The organism is Amycolatopsis sp. NPDC039088 (genome assembly GCF_055598845.1).
On sequence record NZ_JBVKAE010000018.1, the window covers coordinates 69,216 to 91,279 of the forward strand.

26 protein-coding genes are annotated in these 22,064 nt (G+C 68.8%); 10 read left to right on the plus strand and 16 right to left on the minus strand.

The genetic code is table 11. The features are described 5' to 3' along the window. Window positions 1-84 precede the first annotated feature (84 nt). Window positions 85-1,182 carry a C45 family autoproteolytic acyltransferase/hydolase gene (locus tag ACZ7KI_RS23225; protein ID WP_470275191.1) on the plus strand — a complete coding sequence of 366 codons (1,098 nt, stop codon included), beginning with the start codon at window positions 85-87 and terminating at the stop codon, window positions 1,180-1,182. 92 nt (window positions 1,183-1,274) lie between these two features. On the opposite strand, the gene ACZ7KI_RS23230 is transcribed toward ACZ7KI_RS23225, so the two are convergent. From ACZ7KI_RS23230 to ACZ7KI_RS23240, 3 genes are all read right to left on the minus strand, one after another. Then, a complete protein-coding gene (locus tag ACZ7KI_RS23230; RefSeq protein ID WP_470275192.1) occupies window positions 1,275-1,487 on the minus strand; it encodes a hypothetical protein in 213 nt (70 codons plus the stop codon). A 68-nt stretch (window positions 1,488-1,555) separates the two neighbouring features. Further along, the gene (locus ACZ7KI_RS23235; RefSeq protein ID WP_470275193.1) at window positions 1,556-2,047 is read right to left on the minus strand and encodes a nuclear transport factor 2 family protein; all 492 of its coding nucleotides are present in this window, start codon (window positions 2,045-2,047) and stop codon (window positions 1,556-1,558) included. After that, entirely contained in the window at window positions 2,044-2,655 is a 612-nt protein-coding gene (locus ACZ7KI_RS23240) for a TetR/AcrR family transcriptional regulator (RefSeq protein WP_470275194.1), read from the minus strand. Before ACZ7KI_RS23240 ends, ACZ7KI_RS23235 begins: the two co-directional genes overlap by 4 nt. A gap of 65 nt (window positions 2,656-2,720) precedes the next feature. Between ACZ7KI_RS23240 and lhgO the strand changes: the two genes are divergently transcribed. After that, window positions 2,721-3,905, plus strand: a complete 1,185-nt coding sequence (gene lhgO, locus ACZ7KI_RS23245; protein WP_470275195.1) for an L-2-hydroxyglutarate oxidase — start codon at window positions 2,721-2,723, stop codon at window positions 3,903-3,905. Between the two features lie 18 nt (window positions 3,906-3,923). Here lhgO and ACZ7KI_RS23250 read toward each other — a convergent pair whose 3' ends face one another. From ACZ7KI_RS23250 to serS, 3 genes are all read right to left on the minus strand, one after another. Beyond that, the gene (locus ACZ7KI_RS23250; RefSeq protein WP_470275196.1) at window positions 3,924-4,928 is read right to left on the minus strand and encodes a DUF3558 family protein; all 1,005 of its coding nucleotides are present in this window, start codon (window positions 4,926-4,928) and stop codon (window positions 3,924-3,926) included. A gap of 47 nt (window positions 4,929-4,975) precedes the next feature. Beyond that, on the minus strand, window positions 4,976-5,374 hold the full coding sequence (locus ACZ7KI_RS23255) for a hypothetical protein (protein WP_470275197.1): 399 nt from the start codon (window positions 5,372-5,374) through the stop codon (window positions 4,976-4,978). A 125-nt stretch (window positions 5,375-5,499) separates the two neighbouring features. Then, entirely contained in the window at window positions 5,500-6,768 is a 1,269-nt protein-coding gene (gene serS / locus ACZ7KI_RS23260) for a serine--tRNA ligase (protein ID WP_470275198.1), read from the minus strand. A 156-nt stretch (window positions 6,769-6,924) separates the two neighbouring features. On the opposite strand from serS, the gene ACZ7KI_RS23265 reads away from it, so the two are divergent. Continuing rightward, window positions 6,925-8,208, plus strand: coding sequence for an aspartate aminotransferase family protein (locus tag ACZ7KI_RS23265; RefSeq protein ID WP_470275199.1), 1,284 nt, complete (start codon window positions 6,925-6,927; stop codon window positions 8,206-8,208). Window positions 8,209-8,295: 87 nt separating this feature from the next. Here the strand turns inward: ACZ7KI_RS23265 and ACZ7KI_RS23270 are convergent, their stop codons facing one another. From ACZ7KI_RS23270 to ACZ7KI_RS23285, 4 genes are read right to left on the minus strand one after another with little or no spacing between them, the layout of a single operon-like run. After that, window positions 8,296-9,201: a haloalkane dehalogenase gene (locus ACZ7KI_RS23270; protein WP_470275200.1), complete on the minus strand. Its 906-nt coding sequence runs from the start codon at window positions 9,199-9,201 to the stop codon at window positions 8,296-8,298. Window positions 9,202-9,256: 55 nt separating this feature from the next. Further along, window positions 9,257-9,709, minus strand: coding sequence for a DUF350 domain-containing protein (locus ACZ7KI_RS23275; protein WP_470275201.1), 453 nt, complete (start codon window positions 9,707-9,709; stop codon window positions 9,257-9,259). Between the two features lie 58 nt (window positions 9,710-9,767). Further along, on the minus strand, window positions 9,768-10,934 hold the full coding sequence (locus ACZ7KI_RS23280; protein ID WP_470275202.1) for a glutathionylspermidine synthase family protein: 1,167 nt from the start codon (window positions 10,932-10,934) through the stop codon (window positions 9,768-9,770). Continuing rightward, window positions 10,935-11,543: a hypothetical protein gene (locus ACZ7KI_RS23285; protein ID WP_470275203.1), complete on the minus strand. Its 609-nt coding sequence runs from the start codon at window positions 11,541-11,543 to the stop codon at window positions 10,935-10,937. It lies immediately after the preceding gene. A gap of 94 nt (window positions 11,544-11,637) precedes the next feature. Here ACZ7KI_RS23285 and ACZ7KI_RS23290 point away from each other — a divergent pair, with 94 nt between their 5' ends. The 4 genes from ACZ7KI_RS23290 to ACZ7KI_RS23305 all read left to right on the plus strand — a co-directional run bounded on the left by ACZ7KI_RS23290 (window position 11,638) and on the right by ACZ7KI_RS23305 (window position 14,972). Beyond that, entirely contained in the window at window positions 11,638-12,642 is a 1,005-nt protein-coding gene (locus ACZ7KI_RS23290) for a septum formation family protein (RefSeq protein ID WP_470275204.1), read from the plus strand. A 4-nt stretch (window positions 12,643-12,646) separates the two neighbouring features. Continuing rightward, a complete protein-coding gene (locus tag ACZ7KI_RS23295) occupies window positions 12,647-12,997 on the plus strand; it encodes a metallopeptidase family protein (RefSeq protein ID WP_061980372.1) in 351 nt (116 codons plus the stop codon). Window positions 12,998-13,211: 214 nt separating this feature from the next. Continuing rightward, complete coding sequence (locus ACZ7KI_RS23300; protein ID WP_470275205.1) at window positions 13,212-14,474, plus strand: MFS transporter; 1,263 nt, start codon at window positions 13,212-13,214, stop codon at window positions 14,472-14,474. 60 nt (window positions 14,475-14,534) lie between these two features. After that, the gene (locus ACZ7KI_RS23305) at window positions 14,535-14,972 is read left to right on the plus strand and encodes a hypothetical protein (protein WP_470275206.1); all 438 of its coding nucleotides are present in this window, start codon (window positions 14,535-14,537) and stop codon (window positions 14,970-14,972) included. A gap of 1 nt (window position 14,973) precedes the next feature. Here the strand turns inward: ACZ7KI_RS23305 and ACZ7KI_RS23310 are convergent, their stop codons facing one another. From ACZ7KI_RS23310 to pheA, 3 genes are all read right to left on the minus strand, one after another. Next, window positions 14,974-15,627, minus strand: coding sequence for a DUF4232 domain-containing protein (locus ACZ7KI_RS23310; RefSeq protein ID WP_470275207.1), 654 nt, complete (start codon window positions 15,625-15,627; stop codon window positions 14,974-14,976). A 160-nt stretch (window positions 15,628-15,787) separates the two neighbouring features. Further along, window positions 15,788-16,408, minus strand: a complete 621-nt coding sequence (locus ACZ7KI_RS23315) for a histidine phosphatase family protein (protein ID WP_470275208.1) — start codon at window positions 16,406-16,408, stop codon at window positions 15,788-15,790. Next, a complete protein-coding gene (gene pheA / locus ACZ7KI_RS23320; protein ID WP_470275209.1) occupies window positions 16,405-17,313 on the minus strand; it encodes a prephenate dehydratase in 909 nt (302 codons plus the stop codon). Before pheA ends, ACZ7KI_RS23315 begins: the two co-directional genes overlap by 4 nt. A gap of 97 nt (window positions 17,314-17,410) precedes the next feature. Between pheA and ACZ7KI_RS23325 the strand changes: the two genes are divergently transcribed. The 3 genes from ACZ7KI_RS23325 to ACZ7KI_RS23335 all read left to right on the plus strand — a co-directional run bounded on the left by ACZ7KI_RS23325 (window position 17,411) and on the right by ACZ7KI_RS23335 (window position 19,643). Then, window positions 17,411-18,052, plus strand: coding sequence for a macro domain-containing protein (locus ACZ7KI_RS23325; RefSeq protein ID WP_465500399.1), 642 nt, complete (start codon window positions 17,411-17,413; stop codon window positions 18,050-18,052). Between the two features lie 157 nt (window positions 18,053-18,209). Continuing rightward, window positions 18,210-19,142, plus strand: a complete 933-nt coding sequence (gene coaA, locus ACZ7KI_RS23330; RefSeq protein ID WP_470275210.1) for a type I pantothenate kinase — start codon at window positions 18,210-18,212, stop codon at window positions 19,140-19,142. 327 nt (window positions 19,143-19,469) lie between these two features. Further along, the gene (locus ACZ7KI_RS23335; protein WP_470275282.1) at window positions 19,470-19,643 is read left to right on the plus strand and encodes a hypothetical protein; all 174 of its coding nucleotides are present in this window, start codon (window positions 19,470-19,472) and stop codon (window positions 19,641-19,643) included. Window positions 19,644-19,706: 63 nt separating this feature from the next. Here ACZ7KI_RS23335 and ACZ7KI_RS23340 read toward each other — a convergent pair whose 3' ends face one another. The 3 genes from ACZ7KI_RS23340 to ACZ7KI_RS23350 form a co-directional block, all read right to left on the minus strand. Then, window positions 19,707-20,123 (minus strand): PIN domain-containing protein, encoded by a 417-nt coding sequence (locus tag ACZ7KI_RS23340; RefSeq protein WP_470275211.1) that lies wholly within the window; start codon window positions 20,121-20,123, stop codon window positions 19,707-19,709. Next, entirely contained in the window at window positions 20,120-20,419 is a 300-nt protein-coding gene (locus ACZ7KI_RS23345) for a type II toxin-antitoxin system Phd/YefM family antitoxin (RefSeq protein WP_470275212.1), read from the minus strand. Before ACZ7KI_RS23345 ends, ACZ7KI_RS23340 begins: the two co-directional genes overlap by 4 nt. A gap of 70 nt (window positions 20,420-20,489) precedes the next feature. Next, window positions 20,490-22,046 (minus strand): DUF1841 family protein, encoded by a 1,557-nt coding sequence (locus tag ACZ7KI_RS23350; RefSeq protein WP_470275213.1) that lies wholly within the window; start codon window positions 22,044-22,046, stop codon window positions 20,490-20,492. Between the last annotated feature and the right edge of the window lie 18 nt (window positions 22,047-22,064).

The following is a 22,064-nucleotide window of genomic DNA, read 5'->3' on the forward strand; positions in this document are numbered from 1 at the left end:
CACATGACATTCCGATGACAAGCAAGGACAGGCCGTCAGCGACTGGTGCGTGGCCGGTCAGCGGCGACGGCCACGCTCCCGGCCATGACCTACCTCGCGGGATCTCCTGAAGACTTCCTCGCCGTACGGCAGCTGACGCTGCGCGGCACACAGGCCGAGATCGGCCACGCCCTCGGCGCCGAAACGAAGGCGCTCTCGGACTGGACGCCGCCGCCGATCGATCCGATCGTCGCCAAGGCGCGGCGGACCTGGTTCGCCAGGAACTGGCCGCAGTACGCCGGACGCATGGCGGGGTTCGCCGAGGCCTACGGCTTCTCGGCCGACGCGGCGGTCTCCTTCGACAACGCCAGCGCCTTGCCTGCCGGTTCGGGTTGTTCGGCGCTGTGGACGGGCAGCGCGCTCGGCCGGAACTACGACTTCTTCACCCTGAGCTGGAGCCAGCTGGGCGCGGTGATGGCGGGTGCGGAACCCGTCGACGACGGAACCGTGCCGATGGCTTCGCGGCCCTACTTCCTGACCACGATCCCCGACGACGGCATCGCGTCGACGTCGCTCTCGATGTCCACAATGGACGGAGGAATGGAAGGTGTCAACGAGGCGGGGCTCGTCGTCGCGTTGCTGATGGCCGACGTCGAAACGGCGGCACCGCCGGCGGACGACCCCGGCCCGCAGGCGGGCCTCTCGGTGACCCAGGTATGCCGATATCTGCTGGACACGTGCGAGAACGTCGACGAAGCCAAAGAAGCCCTGATGCTCGCCAAGCAGTACGCGCACGGTGCGCCCTGCCACTACATCGTCGCCGACGCCTCCGGACGCGGTTTCGTCTACGAGCGTGGCGAGCACGACGTCGAGTACTTCGTCGAGGTCGCGGAAGGGCCGCTGTGCGTCACGAACCACCCGCTGCACCGGCACCCGGATCTCGACGCGCTGCCGGAGGACACCCCGGACACCTTCCGCACCTACCAGCGTCTGCGCACGCTCACCGAGGAGGCGGGCACCGGACCGCGTGACGCGCTCGACGCGGTGTCCTTCGCGATCGAACCGGGCGCGCCGTGGCGGACCTTGTGGCGCAGCGTCCTCGACCCGGCGGCCCGCACCATGAGCACCCGGTTCTACCTCGGCGACGGCGAGAACGGCACCGCGCGTCACTCGCCGGAACTCACCTTCGGCGTGACGCGATGACCCTCGGCCGTGGCCGCGGCGATCTCCGAGACGGCGACCGAACTCGGCGGGGCGCTGGGGATCGCGGTGCTGGGCAGTGTGCTCGGCGCGCTCTACCGGAGCGAACTGGTCATCCCGGCTGGAGTGCAGCCCGAGGTGGTCTCGGACACTCTCGGCGGTGCTGTCCAGGTCGCGGCGCAGTTGCCGCCTGAGCAGGGAGCGCTGATACTGGCCAACGCGAAACTGGCGTTCGTCGACGGGCTGCAGCTGATGATGCTGTGCTCGGCGGGGCTCATGGCACTGCTGGCGATCAGCGCGTTGTTCACGCTGCGCGGTGTGCCGAAGGTCCTCGGAGACCCCGACGACCCTCCCGCGTTTAGTCCTCTGAATGCGGTCAGGGGCGGGGCCCGGCCAAGGGGACGGCGCGGCGGTCGCCCGACCGCACCATGGCCAGCAACGGTTTGGTGGCCACGCTCAGCAGCCGGGCCGCGAAGGTGCGGCCGTTGCGGCGTGCGATGTCGGGACCGAAGGCGTCCATGAGCGCGACGAGGCCGGGTAGCGGGCGCACGAACAACGTCGCTTCGGCGATGAGCCCGTCCTCGTCGAGCTTCAGCACCGCCGCCTCTTCGACCTCTTCGTCACCGATGCGCGCGGTGTAGACGACCACGCGCGTCGACGCGTCGCCGGTGTCGGTGCCGAACCGGACGTCACGCAGATGCGAGAAGGCGACTTCCAGCAGCGGCCGGAGTTCCGCGTGCCCGGTGAACCGGACCCGGCTGGTCAGCGGTGAACGCACCACCGCGTCCGGCGCGTAGGCGCTCAGCCCGAGTTCGACGTCTCGTGTCTCGAGAGCCCGGCGGTACCGCTCGATGGTTTCGATGCTCATGTTTCCTCCTGGATCAGGGCTCCCAGGCCGCGCCACAGCAGATCGGCCGTGAGCGCGACGACTTGCTCCCGCGGGATGTCGCGGTTGCTCCACCACCAGGTGGCGATGGCGTTCAGTGCGCTTTTCGCCGCTTCGGCGAGTACCTCGTTCGCGCGTTCACGCGGCAGGTCCGCGGTCAGCGCCAGAGCGGGGACCTGCGCGAACACCTCGGTCAGCTGTCCGGTCGCCCTGGCCTGCCCGCGCCGGTGCACCTCGGCGACACCCTCGTCGGACGGCGTCTCGGCGAAGATCATCCGCCAGCCGCGTTCGTTCGTCTCCATCCAGGCGAAGATCGCGTCGACCCGGCCGCGCAGCAGTTCCTCGGTGGTTTCCGACGGCGGCAGCTCGGCCCAGCCTGCCAGCAGACTGTCCACTTCGGACTCCAGCAGCCCGGCGTACAGCTTCGCCTTGGACGGGAAGTGGTCATACAGCACGGGAGTGCTGATCCCGGCCGCCGTCGCGACCTCGCGCATCCCGGCGCCGTCGTAACCGGACGCGGCGAACACCCGCGCCGCCGCGGCGAGGATCCGTTCCCGGCGTTCGTCCTTGCTCAAGCGCTTACCTGACATCGGTTAGGTACGCTACCACCTAACCTGACAGCTGTCAGGTAGCGCTCCGGGTAGCCTGGTCGATCGTGCGTACAGTCGTAGTCATCGGGGGCGGGATCGTCGGTCTCGCCGTGGCCTGGGAACTGACCAAACGAGGCCTGGACGTCACGGTGCTCGAAAAGGAGGACCGCTGGGCGGCCCACCAGACCGGGCACAACTCCAACGTCGTGCATGCGGGGCTCTACTACAAGCCGGGTTCCTTCAAGGCGAGGATGTCCACCGCGGGCAATCGGTCCATTGTGGACTTCGCGCGGCAGTACGGGGTGCCGGTGGAGGTGTGCGGCAAACTGGTCGTCGCGACCTCCGAAGCCGAGCTTCCGGCGCTGAAGGTGCTCGCCGAACGGGCCGAAGCCAACGGCGTCCCGGCCAAGCTGATCACCCCGAGTGAGGCCCGCGAGTACGAACCCGAGGTGTCGTGCGTCGCCGCGCTGCGTGTGGAATCCACCGGCATCATCGACTTCCCCGCCGTCTGCACCGCGCTGGTGCGCCTGCTCGACGAGTCCGACGCCGACCTGCGCCTCGGCACGCCCGCGCTGGGGATCCGCCCGGCCCGCGACGGCGGGGTCGAGGTGGCGACCGGCGACGAGGTGATCCACGCGGACGCGCTCGTCAACTGCGCGGGCCTGCACGCGGACCGCGTCGCGCGGCTCGCCGGGCTCACCCCGAGCGCGCGGATCGTGCCGTTCCGTGGCGAGTACTACGAACTGAAACCCGAACGCCGTCACCTCGTACGCGGCCTGATCTACCCGGTCCCGGACGCGTCGCTGCCGTTCCTCGGCGTGCACCTGACCCGCATGCTCGACGGCAGCGTGCACGCCGGCCCCAACGCCGTGCTCGCGCTGCGCCGCGAGGGCTACACCTGGCGCGACATCTCCGCGAAGGACCTCGCCGAGGTCGCCCGCTTCCCCGGCGTCTGGCGGCTCGCGCGCAAGTACGCCTACCCGACCGGGCTCGACGAGGTCCGCCGCTCGTTCTCCCGCCGCCGCTTCGCCGAAAGCCTCGCGCGGCTCGTACCCGCCGTCACCGAGGACGACATCGTGCGGCACGGCTCCGGTGTCCGCGCGCAGGCGCTGCGCCCGGACGGCGCGCTCGTCGACGACTTCCTGATCGAGACCGCGCGGAACCAGGTGCACGTCCTCAACGCGCCCTCACCGGCGGCGACCAGCGCGCTGGAGATCGCGAAGCACATCGCCGACGAGGTGGCGGACTAGCAGCCGAGCCCGAGTGACTCAGGACGAGGGCGGCAGGTTCCCGTTCAACATCGGAACGGCGGCCTTGATCACGTCGCACGCCTTCGCGGGATCGTCGAGGTTGCCCGCGATGATCGCCACCGTCGACGTCGGGGTGATCGCGAGACCTGCCGCGCACAGCTTGCTGCCCGGCTCGGTGTAGAGCTTCCACTTGCGGTCACCCGAGTCGAAGTCCTTCGGTTCACCCTGCGTGATCAGCGACGGAGCCTCGTCCATCGGCGTCGCCGTGTAGAACCAGAGGTCGAACGCCTTCTCTCCCTGGTCGCCGTCCGTGTCGGCCCACTCACAGCCGAGCTGGTTCGGGTTGGAGCTGGACTTCATCGGCTCACCCGTGGGTCCGAGGCGCAGCTGCGCGGTCTGTTCGGGCTTGAGCATGGCGCACGGGTCGGTGGTCACGAGCGGCCCGCCCGGCTCGGCGGGCTTCTGCCCGGGTGGCGCGGTGATCTGCGGGTCCTGCTGCCCACCCGGCAGCTTCGACGCCACGGCCGGGGCCGCCGCCTTGGCCAGGTCGCACGCGTTGCCCTCGGTGTGGTCGGGGCTCTCGCTGGCGATCTCCACGAAGGAGTCCGGGGTGAGCTCCGTGCTCAGCGAGCAGTAGGAGGGGCCGAGGATGGTGGCGTAGCGCGTCCAGGTGAACCCGCCGATCCCGAACTTCTCCCCGGGCTGCGCGCCGCTCATGTAGTCGTTCAAGGACAGGTCCTTGCTCAACGACACCTCGAGGTTCGACGCCTTGCGCACGTCCTCCAGTTTCCGGAACCGGCAGACGGCGGGGACCTTCTGCTCGGGCTTGGCGGCGCGTTCCGCACCGGGATACTGGACACCCAGCGCCGCCGCGTGCTCCTGCGTCAGCAGTCCGCACGGCTCGGCCTTCGTGATCACCGGCCCCTGCCCTGGCACCGGCGAGGCCGTACCGCCGATCGTCGACGTGCAGCCGCCGACCGCCAGCACCGCCAGCCCGACCGCGAGCGAATTCCGAAACCGCATGCGTCCCCTCCTCATCGGCTCGCACACTACTTGTGCGCGGCCGCCGTTCACGAACCGGCGGGCAGCGCCGCGCTCACCGTCGGCAGCGCGGCCCGCAGCAGGTCACAGGCCTTCGTCTCGTCGTCCCAGTGGCCGCTGGAGACCTTCACGGTGGACGTCTCGTTGATCGGCAGCACGGCCGTGCAGTACTTCAGGGAGGCGTCGAACCGGACCGTCCACTTGCGACCACCGAGGTCGTTCTCCTCGGGGGTGCCTTCGAGACCGGCGACGTCGGCCACGGCCGTCGACGGGAAGAACGTCACGTTCAGCGGACGCTGCCCCTTGTCGCCGTCGGAGTCCTTCCACTCGCAGCCCCTGTCCTCGGGATTGGCCAGGTTCGCGGGGTCGACGGGGTCCCGGGGGCCATGGCCAGCTTCGCGGCCTCGTCCGGCTTCAGCAGCGCGCATGGGTCGGCTCGCGGCAACGGCCCGAGATCGTCTCGGAACATCCGCCGAGCAGCAGGACCGCCGCGAAGAGCGCGGTGATCGGTTCGCTGCGGCGGTTCATGCGGGGTCCCTCCTCGGCGCGGACCCTACTTCGATGCCGGCGTGAGCACCTCGGTTCCACCGAGGAAGGGACGAAGAGCCTCCGGCACCCGGACCGAACCGTCTTCGAGCTGGTGGTTCTCCAGGATCGCGACGATCCAGCGGGTGGTGGCGAGCGTGCCGTTCAGCGTGGCGACGGTCTGCGGACGGCCGTCGTCGTCGCGGTAGCGGATGCCGAGGCGGCGGGCCTGAAACGTCGTGCAGTTCGACGTCGAGGTCAGCTCGCGGTAGGTCTCCTGCGAAGGCACCCACGCCTCGCAGTCGAACTTCCGGTACGCGGAGGTGCCGAGATCACCCGTGGCGGTGTCGATCACCCGGTACGGGACCTCGATCTTGGCGAGCATCTGCTCTTCCCAATCCAGCAGGCGCGCGTGCTCGGCTTCGGCGTCCTCGGGACGCGTGTAGACGAACATCTCGACCTTGTCGAACTGGTGGACGCGGATGATGCCGCGGGTGTCCTTGCCGTACGAACCGGCCTCACGGCGGTAGCAGGACGACCAGCCCGCGTAGCGCTTCGGCCCCTTCGTCAGGTCGAGGATCTCGTCGGCGTGGTAGCCGGCGAGCGGGACCTCGGAGGTGCCGACGAGGTAGAGGTCGTCGTCGCGCAGCCGGTAGATCTCCGACGAGTGCGCGCCGAGGAAGCCGGTGCCCGCCATGATCTCCGGGCGCACCAGGGTCGGCGTGATCATCGGCGTGAAGCCGTTCGCCGTCGCCTGCGCGACGGCCATGTTCAGCAGGCCGAGCTGCAGCTGGGCACCGATGCCGGTGAGGAAGTAGAACCGCGAGCCCGAGACCTTCGCGCCGCGCTCCATGTCGAGCGCGCCGAGGCCCTCGCAGAGTTCGAGATGGTCCTTCGGCGTGAAGTCGAACTTCTTCGGCTCACCGACGTGCTTGAGCACGACGTAGTCGTCCTCGCCGCCTTCGGGCGCGTCGGGGTGGACCAGGTTCGGCACCAGGCGGTGCAGCTGGTCGAACTCCTCCGACGCCTCGGTCTGCTCGACCTCGGCGGTCTTGACCTGGGCGGCGAGGTCCTTCGCCTTGGCGAGCAGTTCGGCCCGCTCGTCACCCTGCGCCTTCGGGATGAGCTTGCCCAGCGACTTCTGCTCGGCGCGCAGCTTGTCGGCGGCGGCGATCGAAGACCGGCGCCGGGAGTCGAGGGAGAGCAGCTTGTCGACCACTCCTTCGTCCTCGCCACGGGCGCGCTGAGAAGCGCGCACGACGTCCGGGTCATCGCGCAGAGTCCTGGGGTCAATCACGAGTCCAGAGATTAGTCCTAGGACTTCAAGTGCTTCGAGGCAGTTTGCCCGTACACACTGTGCGGGCCGTCGCGGATAACCCGACAGTCTGATCGTTGTCGCCCGTTTCCGGCCGTCCCCATACTGAGATCTCCCTGCTGCGGACGGAGAAACCCGATGACCGATGCGGACCTGCTGGCGCGGCACAAGGCGGTACTCCCGTCGTGGCTGGCGCTCTACTACGACGAGCCGATCGAGATCGTGCACGCGCAGGACCGCCGGGTCATCGACTCGACCGGACGCAGCTATCTCGACTTCTTCGCGGGCATCCTGACGAACTCGATGGGCTACGACGTCTCGGCGATCAGCGACGCCGTGCGCAAGCAACTCGACACCGGGATCCTGCACACCTCGACGCTGTACCTGATCCGCTCACAGGTCGAACTGGCCGAGCGCATCGCGAAGCTCTCCGGCATCCCCGACGCGAAGGTGTTCTTCACCAACTCCGGGACCGAAGCCAACGACACCGCGCTGATGCTCGCCACGCAATACCGGCGCAGCAACCAGGTGCTGGCGATGCGGAACTCGTACCACGGCCGGTCGTTCGCGACGGTCGGGATCACGGGCAACCGCGGCTGGTCGGCGTCGTCGCTCAGCCCGGTGAAGGTGAGCTACGTCCACGGTGGCTACCGGTACCGCAGCCCGTTCCGCGCGCTTTCGGACACGGAGTACATCGACGCTTGCGTCGCGGACCTGGTCGACGTCCTGGAGACGGGCACCGCCGGTGATGTCGCCTGCATGATCGCCGAGCCGATCCAGGGCGTCGGCGGCTTCAGCTCACCGCCGGACGGCCTGTTCAAGGCGATGAAGGAGGTCCTCGACCAGTACGGGATCCTGTTCATCTCCGACGAGGTCCAGACCGGCTGGGGACGGACCGGGGAACACTACTGGGGCATCCAGGCGCATGACGTCGTCCCCGATGCGATGACCTTCGCGAAGGGCCTCGGCAACGGCCTCGCGATCGGCGGTCTCGTGGCGCGCGGCGACCTCGTCGACTGCCTGACCGCGAACTCGATCTCGACCTTCGGCGGCAACCCGGTCGCGATGGCGGGCGCGGCCGCGGTGCTCGACCACATCGCCGACCACGATCTCCAGGCCAACGCGCTGGCACGGGGCAACGAACTGCTCGCCGGTCTGCGCGCGGCGGGGAACCCGCTCATCGGGGACGTGCGCGGCAAGGGCCTGATGATCGGCGTGGAGCTGGTCAAGCCGGGTGGCATGGAACCGAACCCGCAGGCCGCGGCGCGGATGATGGAAGAGACCAAGGCGCGGGGGTTGCTGATCGGCAAGGGCGGGCTGCACGGCAACGTGCTGCGGATCGCGCCGCCGATGACGCTCACCGCCGAGGAGGCCGCGGAGGGGCTGGAGATCATCGTGGACGCGCTGGCCGCCGTGTCCTGAACCACGCCCCCTCCTGAGCCCTGCCCGATGCAATGAAAGGCTCTTTCCTTGCAAATTTTGCAAGGAAAGAGCCTTTCATTGCGCGCGTCAGGACTTCACGAAGCGTGCGATGACCTCGCCCAGCCGCCCACCGGCGTCCTCCTGCAGGAAGTGACCGGCGCCGGTGATCGTCGGATGCTCGAGTTCGCGGGCGCCGCGCATCGAGCCGCGCAGTTCGAGGCCCCACGGCGCGGTGATCGGGTCGCCGTCGGAGAACGAGACCAGGAACGGTTTGTCCAGTTCGGCGAGCACCTTCAGCGCGGCCCGGTTGGCGGCCGACGCCGGGTCGTCCGGGGTGGTCGGCACCAGCGACGGCATCGCGCGCGGCGCGGCCTTGTACATCTCGTTCGGGAACGGCGCGTCGTAGGCGGCGCGGACCTCGGGCGGCAGCTGGGCTTGGCAGCCCGCCTGCACGAATCGGCCGACGTCGAGGACCTGCGCGTTCTCGACGGTCTCGCGGAACTTGTGCCAGATCTCCGGCATGTCGGTGTCGCCGGTGGGGAGGCCGGTGTTGGCCGCGACGACCCGGGAGAAGCGGTCGGGGTTCTCGGCGACCAGCCGCAGACCGATCAGGCCGCCCCAGTCCTGACCGACCATCGTGACCTCGGTCAGGTCGAGCACGTCGAAGGCGAACGCGCGCATCCACTCGACGTGCCGCTGAAAGGTGTGGTCGACCATGTCGCCGGGTTTGTCGGAGCGGCCGAAGCCGACCAGGTCGGGCGCGATGGCGCGCAACCCGGCGTCGGCGAGCACCGGGATGACCTTGCGATAGAGGTAGGACCAGGTGGGCTCGCCGTGCAACAGCAGCACAGGCGGCCCGTTTTCGGGTCCGGCCTCCACGTAACCCACTCTGATCACGCCGCCGTGAAGGTCGACGAGTTCCGCGTAGCGCGGTTCGAAGTCGAAGTCGGGCAGGTCCGAGAACCGGTCGTCCGGTGTCCTCAAAAGGCGCACGGCTCCCACGTTAGTGGGAATCGTGCGCCTATGCCGTTTTCAGTGCGACAAGGATTTACGAAATACCGACGGCCACGACGAGCCCGAGTGCGAGGTGCGCGGCGGCGACCACGACGCTGACCGGGGCGAACTTCTCGCTTTCGATGGTCGAGCGGACGTCGATCCGCGTCGCCCATTCGAGCAGCCGGACGGCCAGCACCTGCACCACGATGCCGAGCAGGCCGTAGACGAGCGACGTGATGAGGCCCTCGGTCAGGTCGCTGGCGGAGTTCGCGATCGCCACGACGACGATGAACGCCATCGACAGCAGACCCGACGCGGTGACGATGACCGCGTTCGGCAGGCCACGGGTGACGAGCTGGGCCAGTTTGCCGGGCGTGGTCCAGTCGATCGCCCAGAACCCGGCGAACATCAGCAGCAGGCCGACGACGCCGTACAACAGGATCGCGCCGATCCCTCGCACGAGGTCGGAGCCGAACGTGTCGGACAGCGCAAGGGTGGTGGTCACAGGGTTCTCCCGGAAGTACGAGCTGGTCAGGAATGTCAGTTTTGTGCGGTTGCTTCTATCACGACTCGACGATGCGGTGCGGGACGAACGCGGCACCGTCGTCCGTGACGAGTCCTGCCGTCTCGCGGATGCCGAGGCCGGCGGCCTGGTCGCCGACGATCCACGCGCCGAGCGCGGGCCGGTAGCCCTGGAACTCCGGAAGCGGGTCGAAAGCCTGGTAGACGTAGCCTTCGGCGCCGTAGACGCCGTCGGTTTGCGTCTCGTACCCGGTGGCGACGATCTGCACGTTCGCGCCCTCGCGACCGAGTTTCGGCTTGCGGACGTACTCGGTCAGCAGGCCGGGGTCGTCGGCGAAGGCGGGCAGCAGGTTCGGATGGCCCGGATAGTTCTCCCACAGGATCGCGAGCAGCGTCTTGTTGGAGAGGATCATCTTCCACAGCGGCTCGACCCACAGCGTGCGCGGCATGGTCTCGACGGCGAAGCGGCCGAACTCCTCGTCGACCACCCATTCCCACGGGTAGAGCTTCACCACGGTCGCCATCTGCGCCTCTTCGAGGTCGACGAACCGCTTGAGCACCGGATCCCAGCCGATCTCCTCGATCGACAACCCGACGGTGTCGAGTCCGGCCTCGGCCGCGGTCTCCTGCAAGTACGCCGTCGTCACGTGGTCCTCACCGGAGGGATCCGCGGACGACCAGGTGAAGTGCAGTTCGTTGGAGGGCAGCTTGTCGGCGAGTTCGCCCCAGCGCTCGACCAGCTTCTCGTGGATCGAGTTCCACTGGTCGTCCTCCGGGAAGACCGCGGTCTTCCAGTGCCACTGCAGGACCGCGGCCTCGAGTAGCGAGGTCGGCGTGTCGGCGTTGTACTCGAGCAGCTTCGCCGGGCTCTTGCCGTCGTAGCGCAGGTCGAACCGGCCGTAGACGTGCGGATCCTGCCGCTTCCACGACTCGGCGATATGCGGCCAGACCCACTCGGGGATGCCGAACCGGTGGTACTGCTCGGTGGTCACCACGTTGTCGACGGCTTCGAGGCACATCGAGTGCAGCAGTTCCACGTCCGCCTCGACGGACAGGATCTCGTCCATCTCGAAGACGTAGTGGACCGACTCGTCCCAGTACGGCCTGGACTTGCCGGCACCGTCACGGGCGGGGGTGCCGAAGACCAGGCCCTGCTCCTCGACGATGTGCTGCCAGTCCCGCCGAGGCGGCTTGGAATCCCGGTACACCTACGAGCCCCCGCTCTTTCCGCTGCCGCCGGAGCCGCTCTTGCCGCTGATGCCGAACCCGCCGCGCTGGACGCTCTTGCCCGATTTGGTACTGACGTTCGCGTTCGACGGCGCGGTGTACGAGCCGCCGGACACCCGCTGGCCGATCGTGCCGCTGCCGCCGTAGTTGTAGCGGTAGCTGTTGTATCCGCCGCCGCCCGGGATCGGGATGAAGAAGAATCCGCCGCTGACGTGCCCGCCGTGCGACCGCACGTAGTTCTCGTCGCAGTTGTTGTCGTTGTCGACGATCTCGTCCTTGGTGGTGCAGACGGCCGTGACGTTCTCCGGCTTCGCGACGGTGTAGAACGTCGCGACCAGGCCGACCAGCCCGACGGTCACCCCGGTGCCGATCAGGATCTTCTTCTTGGTCGACGACTTCTTCTCGGCGGCACGGGCGGCTTCGGCAGCGAGCACCTCTTGCCGCTCCTGCTCCGCCAGCGCCTGCTGTCGCGCGCGCTGCTCGGCCAGCGACGGCTGCCGCGCCTGCGTCGTCTCGTCCTGGAACCGCATCGAGCCGCGCTTCGGCGGCTCCTGGGGAGGCTGTCCCCCTCGGTTGTCATCCTGCGTCATCGAAGCTCCGTAATCGCCCGCCAGCACGAACCCGTGTCCAACACTAACCACCCGGTACGCGCACCTTACGTGCGGCGCGGGCATCATGGAGTGGATGTCTCAACAGGCCGAGCGGTTCCGTGATCCGCGAAACGCGCTGAGCACCCTCAGCACCCGGCTCGTCATGGCCGGTGTGTTCGTGGGCGCGATCATCGCCCTTTCGCTGAGTGTGGCGTTCTCGTGGAATGTCGGCCCGGAGGGCGGCGTGGGCGGCGGTGCCCCCAAGCTGTCGCCCGCCGCGGTCGAAGCGTTCCAGTCTCCCCCTGGCACCTGTCTGACCTGGAACAACCCGGACGCCACCGACGCGCGGCGCGTGCCGTGCACGGAGGCCCACCTGTTCGAGGTCACCAGCGTCGTCGACATCGGCGCGCAGTACCCGGCCGGCGTGCCGAGCCCGAACCTGAACCAGTGGCAGGAGATCTCCCGGTCGAAGTGCACCGTGGACGTCAAGCCGTACCTCGGCCGCACGCTGGATCCCTACGGCAGGCTGAGCATGAACCTGCTCCGGCCGACGCCCGCGCAATGGGAGGACGGCGACCGGCAGCTGCGGTGTGGTCTGCAGTGGGCCGGCCCCGGCGGCAAGCTGCAGCCGACCACCGGACCGGCGAAGGAGCAGAACCAGTCCATGGTGTGGGAGGCGGGCACCTGCCTCGCGCTGCTCAACAACAGCTTCGGCGATCCCATCGACTGCGCGCAGCCGCACTCCTACGAGATCATCGCGACGCTCGACCTCAAGACGAAGTTCAAGGACGGCTACCCCTCACAGGAGCAGCAGAACACCTGGCTGGACACCGAATGCTCGACGGCGGCGCAGGATTACTCCGGCAACGCCGACCTGGCGGCGAAGAAGCTCATCCTCAGCTGGGACGTTCGCGAGCAGGAGAGCTGGGACGCCGGGTCGACGCTGGTGAACTGCAAGGCGGCGGCGGTCCTGCCGGACAACAAGGGGCTCGCACCGGTCACCGGGAGCGTCAAGGTCGGCAACGGCGAAGCCCCGCCGTCCGACGGCGGGCAGCCGACCCCGCCATCGTCTTCTTCGGCCCCGAAGACCGGAGGGTGAGCGCGTGCCCGTCGAGATGACCCAGCAGCGGTTCGAGGAACTGGTGTCGGAGGCGCTGGACGAGCTTCCGCCCGAATTCGCGGACGCGATGGACAACGTCGTGGTCCTCGTCGAGGAGTACAACGAGGAGTCGCCCACGATCCTCGGGCTCTACCACGGTGTCGCGCTGACCGAACGGACCCACGAGTACGGCGGAGTGCTGCCGGACCGGATCTCGATCTACCGGCGGCCGTTGCTCCAGATGTGCGACACCGAGGAAGACGTCGTCGAAGAGGTGCTGATCACGGTGGTCCACGAGGTCGGCCACCATTTCGGCATCGACGACGCGCGGCTGCACGAACTCGGCTGGGGCTGAACCGCCGCCACAGGCGATAGCAAAGGTCCCTTGCTCCCTTCCGGCGGATTTCGTGCCGAGGGCGGCGTGGTCGGTGATTTTTGTGCGTCGGGCACCAAAGGTTCTTCGGATTCTTAACTGGGCGTAACAATCCCGCCACTTTGGGCGACAACCCCGCTAAACTTTTCGGCACGTTGTCGTCGGCCGGCGCCGGCGAATGCCTGGGGAGGCGTGGATGGCCGAGTCGACGGTGCGCCGCAGGGGTGACCGGCGTTTGCGCTGGTTGCTCACCTCCAGCGCGGCGTCGAATCTCGGCGACGGGATCGGCAAGGTCGCCTTCCCGCTGCTCGCGATCACCCTCACCCGCGATCCGCTGCTCATCGCCGGGCTTTCGGCGACCCAGTTCCTGCCGTGGCTGCTGTTCGCGCTCCCTGCGGGCGCGCTGCTGGACCGGATCGACCGCCGTCGCGCGATGATCTTCGCGAACGGCGCCCGCGCGGTGGTCGTCGGCGGGATGGCCGTCCTGGTCGCGGCCGGCGGGGTGACGATCTGGGTGGTCTACGCCGCCGCCCTGCTCATCGGCTTCGCGGAGGTGGTCGCCGACAGCGCCGCGAACGTGCTCATCCCGGCGGTCGTCGGCAAGGGGTCGCTCGACGGCGCGAACAGCAAGCTCCAGGCCTGCGAGATCGTCGGACAGACCTTCCTCGGCGGGCCGGTCGGCAGCGCCACCTTCGCACTCTTCGCGACGTTCCCGTTCCTGCTCAACTCGGCAGGCTTCGCGATCGCGGCGGCGGTGCTGATCGGGCTCACGGGGAGCTACCGGGCTCGCCCTTCCCCCACGAGCGCGCCCGCCGACTTCCGCGCCGAGCTGGCGGAGGGTTTCCGGTGGCTGAAGCAGCACCGACTGGTGCTGCGCCTGGTCATCGTCGCCGGGCTGATCAGCCTGATCAGCGAACTCGCGCAGGCACAGTTGGTGCTGTACGCGATCGAGTACCTGCGACTCAGCGAAGCCACCTTCGGGCTCTTCGCGTTCGTCGGTGGGATCGGGGGCTTGGTGGGCGCGGGCATCGCCCCACGGCTGGTGAAGACGTCCAGCCGTCGCGCGGTCCTCCTCGGAGGCACCGCCTGCTGCGGCGCGGCTTTCGCCGGGATGGGCTTGACGAGTTCGCCGGTGGCGGGAGCGGTGCTGTTCGGCCTGTTCGCGGCGGCCGTGGTCGCGGTGAACATCGTGCTGGGGACGGCGCGGCACACGCTCGTCCCCGGTGAACTGCTCGGCCGGGTCCTCGGCGTATGGCGCACCGTGGTCTGGGGTGCGATCCCGGTGGGGGCTTTGCTCGGGGGCGTCCTCACCCACACGCTCGGTTCCCCGGCCCGGACGTTCCTGACGTCCGGGCTTCTGCTGTTCGGCGTAGCCGGTTTCGCGTTCGTCTCGTTACGCCCCGGCGCCTTCGATGACGAATCGGCCACGGCCTCGCGGGTACTGCACCAAGACCAGTGAAAACCGGCGCCTTTGGTGCTGGAATAGCCCATCACCGCCAGCTGGTGAGGGAGGTCCGCGATGCAGCAGACACTGGTGCCGGAGGGCGGCGTGGGAACAGCAGAACCTTCCAGACGCCCGCAGGTGGTCACCGCGGTCGCCGGTTTCGTGATCGGCGCCGGCGTGATCGGCATGCTGTGGGCGCTCTCGGGTGTCAACGCGGGAGCGCTCGAAGACGCTCAAGACGCCTGTCAGGCACTGGCCAGGGTCGGCACGATCCCCGACACCACCGGCTCGGCACCCGGAGAGCGGCCCGTGGCGGTGCTGGCCCCCGAGATCCTGCACCGGATGACGGCCGCCCGCGAACTCTCCGCCGCGGCGGCCGCCGCCAACGACACCTACCGGCCGTTGGCCGAGCACATCGACGGCGTCAGCCGGATGGTGTTCAGCCTGCATTTCAACCAGATCTCCGGCCAGCGGCATCTGGCGCAGGCCGAACAGCTCTGCACGCAGCTCTAGGTCATGCTCCCTTGTGGACCGTCTTGACGGTCAGCTGATTGCCGGGGATCTTCCCCGCGCAGCCGAGCCCCTGCACCGGCACGAAGTTCGACGCCGTCTCCTGCGGCAGGTACACCCGCAGTCCTCGGGTCTCGGTCGGTTTGCAGACCGCCTCGTCGTAGTTGCGGACGTTCACGAAACCGACGTCGGCCGACGCGCTCTCGCCGGTGTTCAACGTGACCGGCTCGCCCTTGGCTCCGTCGCGGAACGCGGCCTCACCGACCTGGTGACCGTCCGCGCCGGTCACGTAGGAGATGCCGGGGAAACCCTGGATGGTGCACGCGTGTCCGCTGGAGTTGGTGATGACGAGCTTCCGGTAGACCGTCCCCGCCGCCCCGTCACCGCCGGCGACGGAGAGCTTCACGTCTCCCGCTTTGCACAGCCCGTCGTTCTTGGGCGCCGGGTCCCCGCCCTGTGCGGGCTGCGGTGCCGGTGCGGAACTCGTCGGACTCGCGCTGGGCGCGGCCGAGGTGTCCGGTGCCGAACTGGACGGCGTCGCGGACGAGCTCTGCGCGACCGGGGCGGTTTCCGAACCACACGCGCTGATCAGCAGGAGCCCGGCGGTACCCGCGATGAGACCGCCGATGGAGATCATCTTCGAACGAACCATGGTCATTCGCCTCCCTGTAGCCGGGTGACCCACCGATCAGTAGACGTCTTGTCCGGCACCGGGGTTGCGCTCCCCCGGTTAATTCCCCACAAGGTGTTAATTGATCTCGTGGGGTGTATTCCCCGGCGGGAGCGGAGGCAAACGGGATCACCGCGTGAGCCGCGAATCAGCTTTCGAGGGGGACGTCCGCCCAGGTCAGGCAGTGCCAGCCGCCGTCGGTCGCGACGAGTTCGACGATGCCGGTGTTCGGGACGAGGCCCTGGTTGGCGACCTCGGCGGTGACGTTGTCGGCGAGCCACTCGCCACCGAGCCGGATCGCGCCGCCATGGCTCACCAGGACCACCGTTCCGTCGGGGTCGGCCTGCTCGTGCTTGGCGCGCAGCCGGGCGACCGCGTCGAGCAGCCGGGCGCGCACCTGCGCGCCGGTCTCGCCGCCGGGGATCGGCGGGTCGAGTTCGCCGAGCGTCCACCGGCGCACGAGGCTCATGTAGACCGCGACCGAGTCCTTGTCGGTCTTGCCCTCGAGGTCACCCGCGGCGACCTCGTGCACGCCGTCGATGACCTGGACGTCGAGGCCGAGCTTGGCGGCCACCGGCGCGGCCGTCTCCTGAGCGCGGACCGCCTGCGAGGCATAGACCGCGACGATCGGCTCGCCGTCGAGCCGCGTCGCGAGGTCACGGGCCTGTTCGCGCCCCAGTTCGGTGAGCGGCGGACCGGGCAGGGCGGTGTCGAGCGCGCCACGGACGTTGCCCTCGGTCTGGCCATGGCGGACGAGGAGAAGTTTCACGCCTGTGCTCCCTTCCGGACCGACTCGACCCAGTCGATCGCGTCGGTGAAGTCCTCATTGGCGGCGCCCGGCTCGACTTCGGTCGCGCCGCCATCCGCCCGCGGGTGGGAGCCGAGGAACCGCACGTTGCGGCACCGGCGGCGCAACGCGGCCAGGGCGTCACCGATCCGAGGTTCGGTCACATGCCCTTCGAAGTCGATGAAGAAGCGGTACTCGCCGAAGTTGTTCCTGGTCGGACGGGCGTCCAGCTTGGTCAGGTTGATCCCGCGGACGGCCAGTTCGGTGAGCAGTTCCGCCAGCGCGCCGGTGCGGTTCGTCGCGGCGGCGACGATCGAGGTGCGGTCGGCGCCGGTCGGCGACGGCAGTTCACCAGGCGGACGGACCAGCAGGAACCGGGTCTTGGCGTCGCGGACGTCGGCGACCTCGGTGGCCAGCACCTCCAGCGGATAGTGCTCGACCGCGACCGGCGCGGTGACGGCGGCGTCGAACTCGCCCGCGTCGACCGCGACCGCGGCGGCGGCCGTGGACGACGTCGCGACCGGGTGGGCGCCGGGGAGGTTCGCCTCGACCCAGTGGCGGACCTGCGCGAGGGCGTGCGGATGACTCGCCACAGTGCGGATCTCGGTCGCCCCGGGCCGGGTCAGCACGCTGAAGTGGACCGGCAGCAGCACCTCCGCCACCGCGACGAGCGGCTCGGCGTCGCTCAGGTTGTCGAGGGTGGCGGTGACCGCGCCCTCCACCGAGTTCTCGATCGGGACGCAGGCCGCGTCGGCCTCGCTGGCGCGCACCGCGGCCAACGCCGCCGGAATGGTTTCCGCCGGGATCAGCTCCTCGCCGGGAGCGAGCCGGCGTGCGGCCTGTTCGGTGAAGGTTCCCTGTGGGCCGAAGTACGCGATCCGTGACACCTCGCCAGATTACGCACGCCGCGAGTGGCGACTTTCACTCGGACAGCCGGTACGCGAACCGGTTACGCCGGGTGGCTTTTTTTGCCATGCTTAGGGCGTGACCGCCGAATCGGGCACGCACACCGGCCACGCGGATGTCGGCTCCTCATATGCTCCCCTGCCGGACCATCCCACCCCCGAGCTGGTGCTGTGCGCCGTCGATGACCTGCTCGCGCAAGCCTGGACCACCGTCGCGGACACTGTGGACGGACGGGTCTTCGTGCACCGCGGGTCGGTGCTCGACGTCGTCGCGCAGGCCGTCGTCAGCCCCGCGAACTCCTACGGCTGGATGCGCGGTGGCATCGACGCCGTCTACGCCCGCGCCTACCCCGAGGTCGAGCAGAACGTGCGCAGCGCCGTACTCGCCTACCACGGCGGGGAGCTCCCGATCGGGGAAACGGTGATCGTGCCCACCGGCGAGGCGGAGCCCGCCTGGCTGATCAGCGCTCCGACGATGCGGGAACCCGGCGAACGTCTCCCGCGTGACACCGTGCACCCGTACCTGGCCGCCCGCGCCGTGTTCCGGCAGTGGCGCGACGGCAGCGTCGACCAGGGCCGGGTCCGTGACCTGGTGCACACGATCGCGATGCCCGGACTCGGCACCGGTGTGGGTGGTGTCGCACCCGCCACCTGCGCACGGCAGGTCGCCGCGGCCTGGGACGAGGTCTTTTCGCCTCCCCGTACCCGTAACGGACGGTAACGCCCCGACGCGGGCTACATCACATCGCAGCGCGTTCACGAGCCGTAAGCCCTACCGTTAAAGCGGCTTCATCCGGTTCGAGGCACGTCTTCCCGCCGAGAACTCGTCAACACGGTTTTGTACGGCGCCAGCGCAGGCGACGGGCGAGGAGTGTGCGATGCCGCGGGTCCGTGAGCTCAGTCCCTACGTGGAGCTGCACCGTGAGCAGTGGCGCGAGCTGCGCAGGGCGACTCCCCTGCCGCTGACGGCCGCGGAACTGCTGCGGCTGCGTGGTCTCGGTGAACAGGTCGACCTGGCCGAGGTCGCCGAGGTCTATCTGCCGCTCTCCCGGCTGATCAATCTCCAGGTCGCCGCCCGGCAACGGTTGTACGAAGCCACCACCACCTTTCTCGGTGAAGACAGTCGGGGCACCAAGGTGCCGTACATCATCGGGATCGCCGGAAGCGTCGCCGTCGGCAAATCGACCACCGCGCGCATCCTGCGGACCCTGCTCGCCCGCTGGCCGGATCACCCCAGGGTCGACCTGGTCACCACCGACGGGTTCCTTCACCCGCGGGCGGAACTGGTCCGGCGCGGGATCATGCACCGCAAGGGCTTCCCGGAGAGCTACGACCGCCGGGCCCTGCTGCGGTTCGTCACCGAGGTGAAGTCCGGGGCCGAACGGGTCAGCGCGCCGGTGTACTCGCACCTCGCCTACGACATCCTTCCCGGCGAGGAACAGGTTGTTCAGCGGCCCGACATCCTCATCCTCGAAGGGCTCAACGTCCTTCAGCCCGGCCCCCGGCTGACCGTCTCCGATCTGTTCGACTTCTCGATCTACGTGGACGCGCCGACGACCGACATCGAGCGCTGGTACATCGAGCGTTTTCTCAAGCTGCGGCACACCGCGTTCGCGGACCCTGCGTCACACTTCCACCACTTCGCCGGTCTCCCGGACGACGAGGCACGGGCCGAGGCGCGCCACCTGTGGCGCACGATCAACGAGCCGAACCTGATGGAGAACATCAAGCCGACGCGGCCCCGCGCGACCCTCGTCCTCCGCAAGGACGCCGATCACGCGATCAACCGGGTCCGGCTGCGCAAGCTCTGAGCACGGACGCTGGGTAACCGGATACTCACGGAACCTCTACTCACGGCGAGCGTTTCACGACGAAGCCCAAGATCATCCGGCCGGAAGCCGATCACCCGAACGAATTCCGTTTGTTCCCTCACAAGTACCAGCCTTCGCACCACCGGCGAGGCGTCGGCGTCGTCCGGTCGCACGCCGCGACCGATGGCCGGATTTCCTCGGCCGATCGGCCGATCCACGCTCAGTACGTGTAACCGGTTGGCCGATACCGGCTACAGCCCCCCGAGGCGACCCTTGTGTCAGGGGAAGAAGAGGTCTCTAAAGGGACCTTGAGCAGGGAGGAGGGTCATGATGTTCTCGATCATCCTGACCTGGGTCGGCTCGATTCTCGGTCTCGCACTCTTGGTGGCCATGGCCGCCGGCGCCTTCGTCGTCGACTTCGACGACGCTCGCGGGGACCGCCGCTGGAAGAAGCCGGACGTCACGGAGAGCAAGGGGACCCCGGCCGCACCGCTGAGCTGAAGGCGGGCAGAACTCGTCTCGGTCAACTACAGCTCGGTCAACTACAGCTCGGTCCACTACAGCTCAGTCGAACGGGTTGTGCACCTGCGCGCCGAGTCCGGCCATATCGGCCAGATTCCTGGTGACCAGGGTCAGCTCGTGGACCCGGGCGGTCGCGGCGATCAGCCCGTCGATGGACGGCACTTTCCGCGGCGCGTACTGCCTGCCCCATTCGGCCGCGATTGCGGTGGTCACCGGAAGGATCCGTTCCGAGAACTGCGCGGTGAGCCCGGCCAGCCAGTCGGCCAAGGCGTCCGCCCGCTCCCGGTCCTGATCTCCTCGAACCCTGAGTTTGTGTATCCCCCTCTCGATCTCTCCGACGGTCAGCACGCTCAAGTAGAGCTTGCTCGACGACACCCCGCCCCACCACCGGGCGAAACCCGGGTTCTTCGTGCGGCGCCGGGCTTCGGACACGATGTTCGTGTCCAGCAGAAAGCTCACCCGCTCACCTCCGCGGCATCCCTCGGCAGATCCTCCGCACGCTCGGCGGCGATCTCCTCCAGTACGTCGGCCAGCGCCTCCCCGTATTCGGGATGGTGCTGCTCGCCGGAGAGCACGAGTTTGAAATCGACGGCTTCACCGCCTCCGGCCAGCCTGCGGTAGTCCACGATGTCCAGCACCACGGCCACCTCCTCCCCATGTTTCGTGACGAACTGCGGCCCCTCGGCCGAGGCCCGGCGCAGCAGCTCGCTCAGCCGCTGCTTGGCGTCCTGCACTTGCCAGGTTGCTGCTTCCATCTAGACAGACTAGACGGACTCGGGTGGGAAGGCAAGGCCGGGAGAGGTCGTGACCGGTGAAAAAGGGACGTCAGCCGAGGTCGGCGAGCGCCTTCCGGTAGTCGTCGATGTCGTAGTCCATCTCGTGTTCGCCCGCCTCGCTCAGCTGGGCGGACAGCGCGTCGATCAGCCGGTCGAAGATCTCGTCGCGCTCCTGGCCGCTCTCACTCAGCCGCCGCACGGCCTGCCAGACCTCGGCGGGCTCGTCGGCCCAGAGCTGGTCGACGATCGTGGTCTTGAGCGCCAGCCGCAACCTCGGCTCCCCGTCGAAGGTCTCCTCGGCCAGCGCCTCGTGATACTCGGGGTGCTCGCCGATGACCAGCAGACGGCGCTGTTCGGGGTCGGCGGGCTCGAGTTCCAGCTCCTCGTCGCCGATCTCCGTGTAGACCGTCGGGACGGCGAACATCCGGCGCTGGAGGGCCTCCGCGAGTTCCGCCGGGTCCTCGATTCCCTCGGAACCGTCGAAGTAGACGTCGAGGGTGGAGTCCTCCTCCTGCGAGAACTCCTCCAGGAACTCCGTCGCGCTTTCCAGCAGCGCCACACGGGCGGCTTCGGGGAGACCGGCGCGATCGGCGGCCCAGGTGACCCAGCCGAGCAGCGCGGGCTCCAGCGCGTCCTCGTACGCTTCGTCGATCTCGAACTCACCGTCCAGCAGGGACTCGAGGAACCGCGCGAGCTTCTCGGGCCCGACCCGCAGCGGGCTGCCCGGCTCGGTCTCGCAGCCGTAGTCGACGAGCAGGCGCGCGTAGAACCGCGTCGCTTCGGTGTCCTCCACGAGCCCGGAACCGATGAAGTCGGCGACGACCTCTTCGCGCACCTGCTCGGGCCATTCGGTGACTTCGGGCGAAGGCTCGGGGGCGGGAAGAGTCCGGATCCAGGCCAGCGCGAGCGCGTGGAACCGCGCGTAGTCCTCGCTGACGTCGGGCTCCTCGACGACGTCCGTCGCGGCCAGCCCGTCCGCCAGCAGCTGGTGGGCACGCTCGGGCAGCACCCGCTCCAGCGTGACCAGCTCCGGATCGTCGGCGGCCTGTTGCCGCATATCGGCCAGCACGTCGTGCGGTTTGTCGACCACGACGACGTCGCGGATCCGGCCACCCTCGGTGAAGTCGACCAGCGCGAGCAGACCGTGCTCGACGCCGCCGCGGGAGAAGAAGCAGAGCAGGGAGGACTCGTCATCGAAGACGTCGCCGGTCCGCCAGCAGTCCCCGACGGTCACCGCGGCCAGGTCCGCCGCCCACTCCGGCTCCGGAATCCCGCGGCCCAGGACGGTGTTCAGCGCCGACGCGGCCGCCTCGCGCTCCTCCTCGGTCTCGGCGAACACCCGCAGGCCGGCGAGCAACGCGGCCGCCGCGGGGGTGATCTTCCGCTCCGCGAAGGCGATGAGTTCCAAGCCCAGTGGCTGTTCACCCTCTTCGAGCTCGATCTCCCACCACTGACCGAGCACCTCGGAGGTCAGCAATTCGACATCGAGCACCTCGGGTTCGGCGCCGAGGGTCGAGAAGTCCCGGAGGACGTCCTTGAAGAGGCCCGTCACACTCGGAGTGGCGGGCTGGGCTGCCTTCTTGCGGGCACGACTCACCGGACTCATGGCGACATGTTTGCACGC

Excerpts from the sequence above, each read along its gene's own strand:
- ACZ7KI_RS23225 (WP_470275191.1), top strand. The coding sequence starts at position 85 with ATGACCTACCTCGCGGGATCTCCTGAAGACTTCCTCGCCGTACGGCAG.
- ACZ7KI_RS23235 (WP_470275193.1), bottom strand. The coding sequence starts at position 2,047 with ATGAGCATCGAAACCATCGAGCGGTACCGCCGGGCTCTCGAGACACGA.
- ACZ7KI_RS23240 (WP_470275194.1), bottom strand. The coding sequence starts at position 2,655 with ATGTCAGGTAAGCGCTTGAGCAAGGACGAACGCCGGGAACGGATCCTC.
- ACZ7KI_RS23250 (WP_470275196.1), bottom strand. The coding sequence starts at position 4,928 with ATGCGGTTTCGGAATTCGCTCGCGGTCGGGCTGGCGGTGCTGGCGGTC.
- ACZ7KI_RS23255 (WP_470275197.1), bottom strand. The coding sequence starts at position 5,374 with ATGCGCGCTGCTGAAGCCGGACGAGGCCGCGAAGCTGGCCATGGCCCC.
- ACZ7KI_RS23265 (WP_470275199.1), top strand. The coding sequence starts at position 6,925 with ATGACCGATGCGGACCTGCTGGCGCGGCACAAGGCGGTACTCCCGTCG.
- ACZ7KI_RS23285 (WP_470275203.1), bottom strand. The coding sequence starts at position 11,543 with ATGACGCAGGATGACAACCGAGGGGGACAGCCTCCCCAGGAGCCGCCG.
- ACZ7KI_RS23290 (WP_470275204.1), top strand. The coding sequence starts at position 11,638 with ATGTCTCAACAGGCCGAGCGGTTCCGTGATCCGCGAAACGCGCTGAGC.
- ACZ7KI_RS23300 (WP_470275205.1), top strand. The coding sequence starts at position 13,212 with ATGGCCGAGTCGACGGTGCGCCGCAGGGGTGACCGGCGTTTGCGCTGG.
- ACZ7KI_RS23305 (WP_470275206.1), top strand. The coding sequence starts at position 14,535 with ATGCAGCAGACACTGGTGCCGGAGGGCGGCGTGGGAACAGCAGAACCT.
- ACZ7KI_RS23310 (WP_470275207.1), bottom strand. The coding sequence starts at position 15,627 with ATGACCATGGTTCGTTCGAAGATGATCTCCATCGGCGGTCTCATCGCG.
- coaA (WP_470275210.1), top strand. The coding sequence starts at position 18,210 with ATGCCGCGGGTCCGTGAGCTCAGTCCCTACGTGGAGCTGCACCGTGAG.
- ACZ7KI_RS23335 (WP_470275282.1), top strand. The coding sequence starts at position 19,470 with ATGATGTTCTCGATCATCCTGACCTGGGTCGGCTCGATTCTCGGTCTC.
- ACZ7KI_RS23345 (WP_470275212.1), bottom strand. The coding sequence starts at position 20,419 with ATGGAAGCAGCAACCTGGCAAGTGCAGGACGCCAAGCAGCGGCTGAGC.
- ACZ7KI_RS23350 (WP_470275213.1), bottom strand. The coding sequence starts at position 22,046 with ATGAGTCCGGTGAGTCGTGCCCGCAAGAAGGCAGCCCAGCCCGCCACT.